The organism is Selenomonas sp. KH1T6 (assembly GCF_900108415.1).
Lineage (GTDB): Bacteria > Bacillota > Negativicutes > Selenomonadales > Selenomonadaceae > Selenomonas_B > Selenomonas_B ruminantium_A.
On the sequence record NZ_FNWN01000055.1, the window covers coordinates 1 to 12,879 of the forward strand.

At 55.1% G+C, this 12,879-nt stretch carries 11 protein-coding genes and 1 pseudogene; 1 reads left to right on the top strand and 11 read right to left on the bottom strand.

Going from position 1 to position 12,879, the window contains the following annotated elements; translation table 11 throughout:
- Positions 1-115 precede the first annotated feature (115 nt).
- The 10 genes from BLW59_RS16355 to nagE form a co-directional block, all read right to left on the bottom strand.
- On the bottom strand, positions 116-367 hold the full coding sequence (locus tag BLW59_RS16355; protein WP_074698838.1) for a Nif11-like leader peptide family RiPP precursor: 252 nt from the start codon (positions 365-367) through the stop codon (positions 116-118).
- A gap of 37 nt (positions 368-404) precedes the next feature.
- Positions 405-626 carry a hypothetical protein gene (locus BLW59_RS16360; protein ID WP_074698840.1) on the bottom strand — a complete coding sequence of 74 codons (222 nt, stop codon included), beginning with the start codon at positions 624-626 and terminating at the stop codon, positions 405-407.
- Positions 627-719: 93 nt separating this feature from the next.
- Positions 720-1,220: an RNA polymerase sigma factor gene (locus BLW59_RS16365; protein ID WP_074698843.1), complete on the bottom strand. Its 501-nt coding sequence runs from the start codon at positions 1,218-1,220 to the stop codon at positions 720-722.
- 21 nt (positions 1,221-1,241) lie between these two features.
- On the bottom strand, positions 1,242-3,950 hold the full coding sequence (locus BLW59_RS16370; RefSeq protein WP_074698845.1) for an NHLP bacteriocin export ABC transporter permease/ATPase subunit: 2,709 nt from the start codon (positions 3,948-3,950) through the stop codon (positions 1,242-1,244).
- A 21-nt stretch (positions 3,951-3,971) separates the two neighbouring features.
- On the bottom strand, positions 3,972-6,197 hold the full coding sequence (locus tag BLW59_RS16375; RefSeq protein WP_074698848.1) for an NHLP family bacteriocin export ABC transporter peptidase/permease/ATPase subunit: 2,226 nt from the start codon (positions 6,195-6,197) through the stop codon (positions 3,972-3,974).
- Position 6,198: 1 nt separating this feature from the next.
- On the bottom strand, positions 6,199-7,176 hold the full coding sequence (locus tag BLW59_RS16380; RefSeq protein WP_074698851.1) for a biotin/lipoyl-binding protein: 978 nt from the start codon (positions 7,174-7,176) through the stop codon (positions 6,199-6,201).
- Positions 7,166-8,326, bottom strand: coding sequence for an efflux RND transporter periplasmic adaptor subunit (locus BLW59_RS16385; protein WP_074698854.1), 1,161 nt, complete (start codon positions 8,324-8,326; stop codon positions 7,166-7,168). The genes BLW59_RS16380 and BLW59_RS16385 overlap by 11 nt, the downstream gene beginning before the upstream one ends.
- Positions 8,327-8,450: 124 nt before the next feature.
- On the bottom strand, positions 8,451-9,548 hold the full coding sequence (locus BLW59_RS16390) for a S66 peptidase family protein (protein ID WP_074698857.1): 1,098 nt from the start codon (positions 9,546-9,548) through the stop codon (positions 8,451-8,453).
- A 182-nt stretch (positions 9,549-9,730) separates the two neighbouring features.
- Positions 9,731-10,441, bottom strand: coding sequence for a L,D-transpeptidase family protein (locus BLW59_RS16395; protein ID WP_074698862.1), 711 nt, complete (start codon positions 10,439-10,441; stop codon positions 9,731-9,733).
- Positions 10,442-10,578: 137 nt separating this feature from the next.
- Complete coding sequence (gene nagE, locus BLW59_RS16400; RefSeq protein ID WP_074698860.1) at positions 10,579-11,973, bottom strand: N-acetylglucosamine-specific PTS transporter subunit IIBC; 1,395 nt, start codon at positions 11,971-11,973, stop codon at positions 10,579-10,581.
- 277 nt (positions 11,974-12,250) lie between these two features.
- Between nagE and BLW59_RS16405 the strand changes: the two genes are divergently transcribed.
- A complete protein-coding gene (locus BLW59_RS16405) occupies positions 12,251-12,601 on the top strand; it encodes an RNA-guided endonuclease InsQ/TnpB family protein (protein ID WP_318258717.1) in 351 nt (116 codons plus the stop codon).
- 93 nt (positions 12,602-12,694) lie between these two features.
- Here the strand turns inward: BLW59_RS16405 and BLW59_RS16410 are convergent.
- Positions 12,695-12,879 (bottom strand): annotated as a pseudogene (locus tag BLW59_RS16410) (IS256 family transposase); the annotation flags it as partial.

Genomic DNA, 12,879 nt, shown 5'->3' on the forward strand with positions numbered 1-12,879 from the left:
CTGACAATCTGCGACGTAGACAAATCTTCATGGACTTATCCCCTCGTTACGCTTTTGTTCTTCAGCCACAGATTTCTTGTAAGCGCTTCAACAGATTCTCTTGGATTCGTGCGGCTTACCAGCTTCTGTCCCTCCTTACTTTTAGGGAGGTGGGATCAGGAGGAAAAGTGCCACCGGCAACCTGCTTCAGATCTTCCGGACTCAGATCTATCTCGGAAAGCTGGGCGAAATACTTCTCCGCCTCTTCCTTCGTCATGTCGTAGCCCTCATCCTTCGCCAGTTCCAGAAGTTCCTCGACACTCTGGCAGGCCATAGCCTTCTTCATCTGCTCGTAAGTTCCCTGGACATTCGGATCAAACTTTTTCATACTGTTTTCCTACTCCTTTCTCTAACGAATACATAAATTAAGGTTTCTTTACAATGGAAAAATTTCCTGCCGCCGCCAGGCGGGTCAGCTCCTCATCCGAAAGTTCCCTGTCCTCATCAATGTTTTTCCAAGGCTCCTGTTGGCGCTGGACCGTCTTTTCCTGCAGCCTTTGCCACAAATGCTCCTTCAAGCCGGGATTTTCGGCGGCGAAGTCAGTTTCCCGAAAGAGCCTGTCCATTTCCTTCTCATATTCTTCCACGACCGCCCCTCCCTCCGCCACACCTTCAGAATCGGCCTCTTACTTATATAGACAAGATAGCTGCCTCGAAAATGTCGCTTCCGAAAAAAATTTTTATGTCCGCTTCTCCTCGTCAATCCGACGGCATTTGGCCAGCAAGCGGGTGTACCTGTTGCTGATGGCGTTGGGGCTTGCTCCCAGGAGCCGCCCAATTTCCTCATTGGTTAGGCCGAGGCCGTAGCGCAGGGAGAGAAATTCCCGCTCCTCGGCCGTCAGTTTTTGGAGAATTCGGCAGGCACGGCAGGAGGAAGGGCTTTCCAAGGTTCCCTCCTCCTGTGCGGCATCATCGCCCGTCCGCTCATGCATCTCCCAGACAGTTATCTCATGGCGGCATTGCGCCTTTAGACGGTAGTTCACCGCCATATTTCTTGCCATGGCAAAGAGCCAGGGGGCTTCCTTCCCCTTTGCCGGCCCGCAGCGTTCAAGATTTTCCATAGCCGCCAGAAACACACTGCCCGCCACATCCTCGGCGGTCTCGCGATGAAGGAACTGCCCGTAGAGATAGTTATATATTCGCTTGTAATATTTGCTGTAGATACTTGCAAAATCAGTCATCACAGCTGTCCCTTCCTGTTCTCAGGCCACCTGCCGCTTCACGAAGGAAGCAAAGAGCCCGCCTTTTTCCACCAGCTCCTGGAAACTGCCGGTTTCAGCAATGCGGCCTTTGTCCAGCACGATAATCCTGTCCGCATGGCGGATGGTGGACAGGCGGTGAGCCACGATGATGCGGGTGGCTTGGAGCTTGTCCAAGCTCCTGGTCACAATAGCCTGGGTGCGGTTGTCCAGGGCACTGGTGGCCTCGTCGCAGATAATAATGGAAGGCTTCAAGGCCAGGGCCCTGGCAATCAGGATGCGCTGGCGCTGGCCCCCGGAAATATTCGTGCTGCCTTCGCTGACCATGGTATTCATCTGCATGGGCATCTGGCGGATATCCTCGGCAATGCCTGCCGCTTCCGCCGCCTCCCAGGCATCATCCAGAGTAAGGTTATTAGTGCCAATGATGTTGTGCAGGATGTCGCCGCTCATGAGCTGCCCATTCTGCAGCACCACTCCCATCTGGGAACGCACCGAGGGCAGGGAAAGCTCTGAAAGGTCCTGACCGTCATAGTAGACTGCTCCCTGCCGGGGCATCTCAAACCCTAGCAGCAAGCGGATCAGGGTGGACTTGCCACAGCCGGATTTCCCCACGATAGCCACCTGTTCTCCCGCGGCAATGCGGAAGCTCACGTCATCCAGCACCTTGCTCTCGGGCAGATAGCCGAAGGTCAGGTTCCTCACCTCGATGGCCCCGGAGAGCACACCAGCTTCCTGACGCTCCTCAGAGGTCTCAGGCACCTCTTCCAGAATGGGCAGGAGATTATCCAGGTAGGGCTTGATGACAGACATGCTTTCCAAAATGGGCATGACAGCCACCAGAGAAGCGTTGAAAGCAGTGAAGGCGGCCTGGAAGGCGATGAAGGTAGCAGCCGTCATGGGCTTGGCTCCCAGACCCAGCGCCTCGGCGGCAGCCCCGCCGCCGCTCTGGGAGGTGGCCAGTTCCATCAGGCCATAATAGTAAAGGATAAGTGTCAGCAGCATGGGCTGCATAGCCGCTATGACCGTGCCGAAGTTCTTCAGGCGGCGCGCCCGGATATTATGGCCCAGCTCAATGGCAAACTGCCCACCCCAGAGATGGTAGGCCTGCTCCTCTGCACCCTTGGTGCGGAACTTGGCCAGGCCCGCAAAGATTTGGGCCAGAATGCCGGAGGTCTTGTTGCTGGCTGTGGTCATATCCCGCTGGGCTCTAGTCAGACGGTAGAGCAGGAAAATTGAAATGGCCAGGTAACCCAGCCAGACCAAAAGGGCAATGCCCGTAAGCTTCATGCTGTAATAGCACATCAGCCCCAGACTCCAGAAGGAGCAGACAAAGGAGAGCAGTGCCCCCACTGATTCGCTGCTAAGGAGCATGACAGACCTGTCCAGCCCCTGCATCCTCTCCGCCAGTTCCCCCGACTGGAAGCGGCGGAAAAAGCCCGGCGGCAGCTTCAGCAGCCGCCCGAAAAGGGCCGCCTGCCCCCGCAGGGAACCCATAGCTGTCAGGCGCAGTACAGCCAGGGAGCGCACGGTGCCGAGAGCCGCCGTGGTAAAGCCTGCCACAAGCACTACCTGGGTCACCGTAGCCAGCCCCTTGCGATCCAGGATGGGAATGAGGTCCTGAAACATGGTCTCTGTGACAATGGGCATAAGCAGAGGGATAATCCCCATGAAAAGACCAGCCAAAATGACGGTTTTCCAGTCCGTCTGCCAGGTATGGCGCGCCACAAAGCGCAGGAGGTCCAGCCTCCCCATTTTCTTGTCCGGCAGTCCCGGATAGGCAAGAAAGGCATCTCCTGAGACACTCTGGGCCATTTCAGAGGTGAGGGTCACGCCCTCCATATTTCCCCTGGTCACCAGTCTGTAGCTGGAGGGCGAATCGGGCAGCAGGGCTGCCAGCTGTTTCTTCTCGCCGAAATAGCCCAGCATGGCCCCGCAGTCCCAGCCTTCCCAGCCCTTTTCCAGCCGTATCAGGCGCATCTCCATGCCGCCCTTGGCTACAAGACGGCGCAGCACCCCCAAGGAATCCAGCTTTTCTGCCGTCTCCTTGTTCAGGGCAATGTCTTCCTCGGGCATGCCCAGATGATGGGCCACAGCCCGCACCAGGAAGACGGCCTCTTCCAATTTGGCGCTTCCCTGACCGCTGCCGGACACCGAGACCCAGTCCTCCCCTAAAAGATTGGCTACGGTCTCGTCCAACAGGCGTCGCTTATGCCTCCTGCGTGCCATGAGGCGGCGGGCCAGTTTTTCATCCTGGGCGGCAAAGCGCACCCCGGCCAGCATGGCAAAAATGCTTTGGTTTTCCTCAAATTCCTCCAGCAGTTCTTCCAGCTGCTGCCCCGCCTGACCCAGCACCGAGCCATCTGCCCAGGTCCTCAGAATCTCGTCCCCCCGGTCGGCCATCAGGCGCAGCCAGGGCAGGCAGATAAGCTCCTGAAACCAGCGGTGCATCAAGGGCAACAATGTCCCTGGCTGCAGCTCTGCCAAGGTAAGCTCCTCCAGCTCCGCATCCTCCAGGGCATATATCTCTATGGTGATATCCCCGAATTCATCGGCAGAATGGAAGGCAGCATCCCCAGTTGCCAGCTCCATGAGAAAGAGACGGTGGCCCCCCTCCTCCATCAGGGCATAGGCCTCAACCTTGCCCTGCTTCACCAGAAGAGCCCTGCCCGCCTCGATGAGCTTCGCGCGCTGACCTGCTAAAAGTTTCATCTATTCTTCAACTCCTCAAAGCTAGTCAAGGGCATCTGTATCTTCCTCTGCCTCACGCTCTTCCACCAGACGGCGGTAAGGGCCTTCCACTGCTATAAGCTCCCGGTGGGTGCCTCTCTGCACAATCTTGCCATACTCCAGGACGATGATCTCGTCTGCCTCCCGTATGGTGGAAAGACGGTGGGCCACCAGCAGGCAGGCACAGCCCCTGCGGCGGATATTCTTCAGGATGATCTGCTCCGTCAAGGGGTCGATGGCACTGGTAGCCTCGTCAAGTATCAGCAGGGAGGGATTCCCCGCCAGGGCCCGGGCGATTTCCAGCCTCTGACGCTGGCCCCCGGAGAAGTTCAGCCCACCCTCGGCCACCTGGGACTCATAGCCTCCGTTCAGCTTCAGGATGTCCTCATGGATGCAGGCATCCTGGGCCGCTTTCATGATGTCCTCCTTGGGCAGGGACTTATCGAAAAAGGAAATGTTCTCTGCCACGGTCCCCGTCATCTGGAAAACGTCCTGGTCAACGATGGCCATGGAACTGACAATGGCCTCCCGAGGGATTTCGCGCCGCCTTTTGCCATCCAGCAGCACCTCTCCCGACCATTCCTCATAGAGCCCCGCCACCAGTTTGGCCAGGGTGGACTTGCCGCTGCCGGAAGAACCCACCACCGCCGCCCACTGCCCGGGGGCCAGGGTAAGGTCAAAATGCTCCAGCAGGGGCGGTTCCAGAGGATTGTAGCCAAAGCTCAAGTCCTTCAGCTCCAGCTGTCCTGTCAGACGTAGGCTCCCTTCTTCCATGGGGACCGGCTTTTCAGGATAGTTCAGCCTGTCAATCCCATAGCGCCACACATCATCCAGGCGACGCATCTGCATTTCTGTGGTTTGCAGCATATTGCCGAAAGCCAGCAGCTTGTTCATAGGTTCCTGAAACTTGGGCAGTAGGCTGGAAACTGCCATATACATGCCCGCGGTCATGACCCCTTCCATGACAGAAAAGCCTCCCACAGCCATAATCATGGCGCTGGTAAGCCCCGACAGCAGAGTGGGCAGAAGCTTCACCTTCAGGGCCCAGAACTGCATTTTCTGCATGGCCATGAGCCCTTTGGCCTGATAGCCTGCCCACTTGGCAAAGAAGTCCCCTTCCGTACCGCTGGCCTTGATGCTTTCAATTATCATCAATCCCCCCATGAGAGTGCCGTACTCCTTGCCCTTTTCCTGCTGCATGTGCATCATGATGTCCGTCATATTTCGTCGCATATAGAAAAAGACCATGACATTCACTACGCTGATGGAAACACCTATCAAAGTAAGGGGCACACTGTAGGAGAGCAGCAGTGCCAGGTAGAAAAGAGCAATCAGGCAGTCCAGCAGGGAAGTTGCCGCCTGGTCGGAGAGCACATCTGCGTTGCTCTCGTTGAACTGGATGCGGGAGGCGATTTCCCCTGCATAGCGCTGCTGGAAGAAAGTGATGGGCAGCCTCAGCACATGCCAGAAGAAGGCGGAGGAATCCGCCAGGGTCAGCTTCTTCTGCCAGTCCAGCAATACAGAGGCCCGCATGGCGGTCATGATGCCGTTCAAAAGAATCGCCCCGCCCATGGCCAACAGAAGATACTGGGTCCAGTCGGGATGCTTCATGGAAAAAATGTCATCAAAAAAAATCTGGCTAAAGACCGGCTCCGCCAGTCCCGGAAGCACCATGCAGAGGCCCAGGAGCAACAGGAAAAGCACCGCCCACTTGTCCTGCATAAGCTTTGAGGCCACGGCCCTGGCAATGCTGTAAGGACGTCCTTCCCGCTTGAAATCAGGACCAGGGGCAATCTTCAGGTACACGCCTGTGTAGGAAGTCATGAATTCCTGCCATTCCAAACTGCGCCTGCCCAGGGCTGGGTCATTCAAAAAGACCGTATTCCCCTTGAAGCCTTCCATGACCACAAAATGGTTGAACTCCCAGAAAAGGATCAGGGGAAATTCCTGCTTCAGAAGTCCTTTGGGCCGTCCTGCCTTGCCCTTGGCCTCGCAGCCCAGCCTGCGGGCTGCCTTCAGGATATTGGCTGCATTGCTGCCGTCCCTGGTAACCCCACACTCCTGGCGCAGACGCTCCAAGGGCAGCCATTTGCCATAATAGGCCAGCACCATGGCCAGGGACGCGGCACCGCACTCCACCGCCTCCATCTGGAGCACTGTGGGAGTCTTGACCCGGCGCCCCTGGGAAAAGTATTTATTTTTCAGGGTCTCCCATACTTTTGTCCCCATGCTACCTGCTCCTTAGCCACTGGCTGATTTTGTAAAATACCTTCTCGATGGGCATCTGCCGCTCAATGACCACTGCCCCCGTGCAGTAGCTGCCCGGAGTGATGGGGGTGTGTTTCCCCACCACGGAAGTCCAGAGATAGCCGGATTCCGAGGAGGCATCCTTCACCAGGCTGAATTTCACCTCCACCGCTGCCCCGCCGTCTTTGGATAGCACATACTGGGCCAGCTGGGCATTGCCCAGGCCCTTTTCGATGCCAGCGGAGGAAATGGGATACTGGGAGACGCTCTCCACTACCCCCAGGAGGCTGCCGGTCTGGCTCACATCCACCCCATTGGGAGCCAGCTGGATGGTCATGCCCGGCACCACCCGCTTGCCCTTGTCCACGGGAATATAGAAAATCCCGGAAAGGTCCTTGCGCTCCTCGGTGAGGCGCACCGTGCATATGGGCGCTCCTGCCGAAAGAATCTGTCCCTCAGTGGCCATGACCTCGTCCACAATGCCGTCATATTCGCAGTAGATGTCCTCGTTGGCCGTCTGCTGCTGTCTTTTGGCATCATACTGGTAGACCCGTGACTGCACATCCCGGTCGTTGGCCGCCAGCCCTGTACCGTACTGGGCCATGCGAGTATCTGCCGACTGCTCCGGCTGTTCCATATGGGCTATAAGCTGCCCTGCGTGTACCTGGCTGCCAGTCTTCACGTAAATGTCCGTAATGCGCCCGGCCGCCGCATGGGAAACGCTCCTTACCCCGGAGACATCCATAATGAGGCCCATGCCCTCGGCCTTTTCCGTAAATGAACCGTAGATGGACCAGAGGACGATGGAGAAGCAAAGTATGCAGACGGCCGCCAGCCCCATCCAGCCCATAGGCCCCGTAATGTGCACCATGGTATCCAGCTTCTCCGGAGAACGCAGTTTGTCCAGAGCCTCCTGGTTGAAAAAACTTCTCCCGTCCTGGCTGTTTCCTTTATCTGCCATCCTGCTCACCCCTAAGCTCCACTGCAGCCTTCATGCCATCCTGCAAATTCTCTGCCCCGGAAATGATGACAATATCCCCGGGCTCCAGCCCGCCCAGAATCTCGACATAATCCCCATCATCCCGGCCTGTGGTGACAGCCCTTCTTTCAAGCAGGCCATCCCGGTAGACAAAAACCGCCTGTCTGGTCTTGTCCGTCAGGGCCGCAAGGGGAATGCAGAGAACCTCTGCCTTCACCCCCAGCCGCAGGTAGGCTGTGCCATAGGTCTGGGGCGTGAGCAGCCCCAGGGGATTATCTATCTGCCAGAGCAGGGTGCGGGCAGCGGCAGGCTCGTGAAGGGGCGGGGCAATCTCTGCCAGCACTGCATGGAAGGCCTGCTCCGTGGCTGCCTCACCTGCCACATTCTCCAGCTCCTTGAACTCCTTGCCTGGGAAGATGAACTCCCCTTCCTCTCCTGCCTGCAGCCTTTGGGCCTTGGCATCGCTGACCTGCTGGGAAAAATACAGCTCATTGTAATTGCCAATGAGGGCCAGGGACGTGCCGCTGGGTACATAGGTCCCCGGCTGGCGGTAAAGGATGCGCACTATGCCGTCAATGGGAGCGCGCACCTCGCAGCGCGCCTGGCTTACCAGCAGCATATCACGCTTGGCCACCGCTGCCTTGAGATTGGCCTGGGCAGCCAAATAGGCAGCCTGTGCCTCATCGTACTGCTGGCTGGAGACAGCATCTATCTGCAGCAGTTTGCTGTAGCGGTCATAATTGTTGGTAGCACGGGCCAGCTCAGCGTTGGCACTCATAATGCCTGCCTCCGCCTCCTGGATGGAAAGAGCGATGTTCTCGTTTTCCAGACGGAAAAGAACATCCCCCTGGTGGACGTAGGCATTGGCAGCTGTATAGGCTGCCACAATCCGACCATCGGTGAGGGCCACGGCATCTGCCACGCTGGTGGAGTACAGGTTCACGGCAGAGAACTTCACCTGAGGATGAAGCTCCCGCCTGACAGCTTTCGCCCCCACCAGCTCCGCCCGCCGCTCCTCCATGCGCAGGCTTATCTGGCTTTCCCCCCGCTCATTCAGATAGGCGCCGTAGGCAATGACCAGCAAAGCCAGGGCCAGCACCAGGGACAGGCCTGCAAAAAAGTATTTTCTCATATCTAGTCGCCCTTCCTTGCCTTGACAATTCTGAAAAGAGCAGCCATCACCAGCAGAATGAAGTATGGCCAGGCATAGTTTGCTACTCCCTTCTCCCTGCTCTGGCACATCCAGGTAACATATATTACCTGGATGTGCCACAGACCAGGCTGTAGCTGTCAGGCCCCACCTTCAGCTCTGCCATCTCCCCCATGAGCAGAGGATAGTTGACGCCACCATGTCCTGCAGGAAAGCCGAAGGCCACAGGAACATCCAGGTCAGGCACAAACTGCCTGGCAATCATGTCTGCCACAGAGCTGAACTCTCCGCCACGGCTTCTGCCATCGTAATCGGCCATGCTGGCAGGAAGTTCCGTCCACTCGCCAAATACGATGCCGGCTGCCCTGTCCAGAACACCTGTATGCTTCAGTATCGTGAGATACCTGTGAATATGCTGCACATCTTCACTCTCATCTTCCAGGAAAAGGATATAGGGCTGGCCCGTTCTGGTACAGTCGTAAGCCGTTTCCAGGACAGACGTGAAAGTTGACAGATTGCCGCCAATCAGGATACCCTTGGCCTTACCCCGCTTGCAATAGCTGCTCCCTGCGCAGGTATAGGCAGGAATGACACCCTTCAGGAGGTTTTCCTCTGCCTTCAGGCAGCTGGCCGGGAAATTATCGAAGGCAGCGCTCATGCTGGCATGTATGGAAGGCAGCCCCTCAACGGTCCAGGCCGAGTGATACACAGTTATATAGCTGTAGCCTATGATAAGCCTGCCAGAATCCTTGATAAGGCCTTCAGGCAAAATGTCCGTCACCTCTGAGGCGCCATAGCCGCCACGCACGCAGAAGATGGCCTTTATCCCAGGATCTTTCAGGGCCCACTCCAGGTCCCTGCAAATATCATCAAGTGTCCGCGTTTCAACGCATACATACTTTCCCTCTACCGGCTCATAGCCCCATTTTTTCAGTCCCGTGACCACTGCCTTCACCTGTTCCTGGCTGGGAAGGGCGGAGGGCGAGATAACGGCGATCTTATCCCCTTTGGACAGGAACATAGAGCCATGCTTCCCGCGGTAAGCTCTGTACTCCACCTCACATCTTGTATCTTCTCCCTCGCTGAGCAGCTGCGCTTCTGCAGGTTTCAGAAGATCATCTGCGGCAACTCCCTCAGCCCCACAGGGCATTGTCATGGCGGCTAATGCAGCTGCCAACGCAACAGCCAAGACCTGCTTCTTCACAATCAATTCCTCCCCTGCAAGATATGGATTCCACTTTTTGCTCAATTTCTACATATACGTTCACATTTCCTGCCCTTGGCAATTCCGCATTGTGAAAACTTATGACCAACAACCAAAGGGCGGCCGCATAGTGACGGCCGCCCTTTGGCTGTTGGTTGTATTTAAGAGCTCCTGAAAACTAATCAGATCTTCCAGGCTGCAGCAGTTTCCGGTGAGAGGTTCTTAAGGCTATCGATAATTATCACACAATCAGGGCTAACCTTCTGCATCACAAAGCGAAGTTTTTCCACAGGAATAGCCACACAGCCGCCAGTATAAGGCTTGAAGGGGCCAAAGCAGTGCAGGAAAATAGCAGAGCCAAGACCAGGCGTGCCCTTCTCATTGTAGCTGATGTTCATGGCATAGGTATAATGGGGATCATAATCCACAATATGCTCGCTGTCCTCAGTATTAAGACCAGGCATCTTGCGGATGTCCACCATCTCGTTGTACTTCATGCCAGGGCGTACATCTCCGGACCAATAGATATTTTCATCCACCTGGATATAGGGAATGGCGCAGCCAGGATCTGGCGCAATGCCAAAAGCCTTGGTAAAGTGGAAGGTCCCCACCGGGGTCATGCCATCCCCTTCCTTGGTCTTGCCCAAGCCTTCCTTGCCGATGAAGCCAGGAGTTGTCATGAGCTCATGCCAGTTGCCATTCTTGTCCTTCTCGTGCATAGAGACCCAGGCCGTCGTCTTGCCCACACCAGCCACAATGAACATCTGTTTCGCATTCTTAGCCTGGGGCAGATTCTGCATCCATTCCGGCGTTGCATCCCCCTCCTGGGCACTGGCAACACTAAAGAGTGACATAACAAGTACCGCACACAATACTGCCAAAATTTTTTTCATGCTTAATCTCTCCTCAAAAAATGCCAAAAAACATTCATCCCGGGAGCAAATATACTGCTTCCGTCCAGTCTCTGCAATATGCTCATTCCTGCCAGCCTGTCCCATTCACCTGCCTTTCACGAGAGCATATTCTTCCTTCAGTTTCTATGATAGCCGGCAGATGCCTTGATTTCATCAGCAACGTGCTCCACATGGGTACCGATGATGACTTGTACGGAATTCCCCTTGGCAATCACGCCGCGAACACCGTTGATCTTCCGAAGTCCTTCTTCATTCATCTGGGAAAGATCTTTGATAACAAGACGAAGCCGGGTAGCGCAATTGGAGATTTCCTCAAGGTTTTCATGCCCCCCCAGGGCCAGAAGGATCTGGTCGGAAAGCTCGCTCAAAGTGACGGGCTGGTCAGGAACAGGCGTTTCCTCATCATAGCGGCCAATTGTAGGGATGTCGAAACGACGGATTGCCCAGCTGAATATCACATAGTAAAGGACGAAAAACACTGCGCCAACCACCAGTATGAATTCAGGCTTGGTAGCAAGTCCCCAGTTGATCACATAGTCAATGAGCCCTGCCGAAAAACCGAAGCCATCCAACACGCCAAGGGAAGCTGTAACCGCCAGGGAAACTCCCGTCAAGAGGGCGTGCATGATGTAGAGCGCCGGCGCAAGGAACATAAACATGAATTCAATGGGCTCGGTAATGCCCGTAAGGAAAGAGGTAAAGGCCACAGAGGCCAGCATACCGCCGATTTTGGCGCGATTTTCCGGCTTTGCCGCACGATACATGGCCAGGGCAACTGCCGGAAGGCCAAACATCATCATGGGGAAGAACCCGGCCATAAACACGCCTGCGGAGGGATCTCCGGCAAAGAAGCGATTGAGGTCACCAGTTGCCACCACACCTGTCACCGGATTCGTGTATTCGCCAAAGACAAACCATATGAAGCTGTTCAGGATATGATGAAGCCCCACAGGAATCAAGAGACGGTTCAAAACACCGTAAATAAAGGCCCCCATAGCCCCTGCGCCGATGATCCATTCGCCAACCCCTTGAATGAACATCTGGCAAGGGCCCCAGACACCGCCGAACACAATGCCTGCCATCAAGCTTGCCACTGCAGTAACAATGGGAACGAAACGACGCCCGCCAAAGAACCCCAGATACTCCGGCAGTTTGACCGTATGAAAACGATTATAAAGCCATCCGGCCATGAGGCCGTTGATGATGCCCGCAAGAACTCCCATGTTCAGGGTCTCGTCAATGGATTTGAGCACAGTGGTCAGAATGAGATAGCCAATGGCTCCCGAAAGTCCGGCTGCACCATTGTTGTCCTTGGCAATCCCCACGCCAATGCCTATGGAAAAAATGAGCGGCAGATGGTCAAAAACAGCGCCCCCCGCTTTCATGACCACAGGAATATCCAAGACATCCGGTGCCCCCAGGCGCAGCAACAGCGCCGCTGCCGGCAAAACGGCAATCGGCAGCATAAGGGCTTTGCCAATATTCTGCAAGCTTGCAAACCAATTTTTCATACTTTCATACCTCCCATATAACCCTGTCCCCTGTTTCTATTCTGCAACACACACAGGAATCCAACATCAGGAAGATTCGCCTTTTGCCATGGCAAATCCTGCCAGTCAACACAGTCTTAAGTACAGATAGCAATTTTTAACCTAGTACGCCAGAAGTCCTCCACCTCTTAGGTGGGGGATGAAGGCGGGTCTGGCGAATTTACGTAAGTAATTGAAGCCAGACAATTGTTTTGTGACTCGTTTGTGATAAAATTATACGTGAGAGGCGGTGATTATAGTGAATAAGGCATACCGATACAGACTCTACCCAACAACTGAACAGAAGATTATGTTTGCCAAGACCTTCGGCTGTGCCAGATTCATCTATAACAAAATGCTTGGAGACCGCCTTGACCATTACAAGGAAACTGGCAAGAAGCTGAACAATACCCCTGCACAGTACAAGGAAGAATTCCCATGGCTGAAAGAGGTTGACAGCCTTGCTCTTGCCAATGCCCAGATGAACCTGAACAAGGCATACAACAATTTCTGGAACAATAGGAAGCATTTTGGCAAGCCACGCTTCAAGTCAAAGAAAACAGGCCGGAGGCTGTCCCAAATTCTGTGTAAACTCCATATCGTGATGTAAAATTGTTATTAAAACAAGAGGTTTAAGCCCTTGTCACTAATACCAACCATATTTCTCTCTGCACGTCAAGAAATCCTTGAACGTGCAGATTTTTTATTCCGGAAGCCTGTCTTCATAATAGACGGCCAGCTGGGCATGGATAATGCTCCAATCCTGGCGGCGGCCTGTCCATTTCTTCGTTATGTCCATCATGGCAAGGTAGAGCATTTTCAGCAAGCTGTCATCTGTCGGAAATACGGACTTGGATTTCGTCACCTTGCGGAGCTGGCGGTTGAAGC

Excerpts from the sequence above, each read along its gene's own strand:
- BLW59_RS16375 (WP_074698848.1), bottom strand. The coding sequence starts at position 6,197 with ATGGGGACAAAAGTATGGGAGACCCTGAAAAATAAATACTTTTCCCAG.
- nagE (WP_074698860.1), bottom strand. The coding sequence starts at position 11,973 with ATGAAAAATTGGTTTGCAAGCTTGCAGAATATTGGCAAAGCCCTTATG.
- BLW59_RS16355 (WP_074698838.1), bottom strand. The coding sequence starts at position 367 with ATGAAAAAGTTTGATCCGAATGTCCAGGGAACTTACGAGCAGATGAAG.
- BLW59_RS16365 (WP_074698843.1), bottom strand. The coding sequence starts at position 1,220 with ATGACTGATTTTGCAAGTATCTACAGCAAATATTACAAGCGAATATAT.
- BLW59_RS16395 (WP_074698862.1), bottom strand. The coding sequence starts at position 10,441 with ATGAAAAAAATTTTGGCAGTATTGTGTGCGGTACTTGTTATGTCACTC.
- BLW59_RS16380 (WP_074698851.1), bottom strand. The coding sequence starts at position 7,176 with ATGGCAGATAAAGGAAACAGCCAGGACGGGAGAAGTTTTTTCAACCAG.
- BLW59_RS16385 (WP_074698854.1), bottom strand. The coding sequence starts at position 8,326 with ATGAGAAAATACTTTTTTGCAGGCCTGTCCCTGGTGCTGGCCCTGGCT.
- BLW59_RS16370 (WP_074698845.1), bottom strand. The coding sequence starts at position 3,950 with ATGAAACTTTTAGCAGGTCAGCGCGCGAAGCTCATCGAGGCGGGCAGG.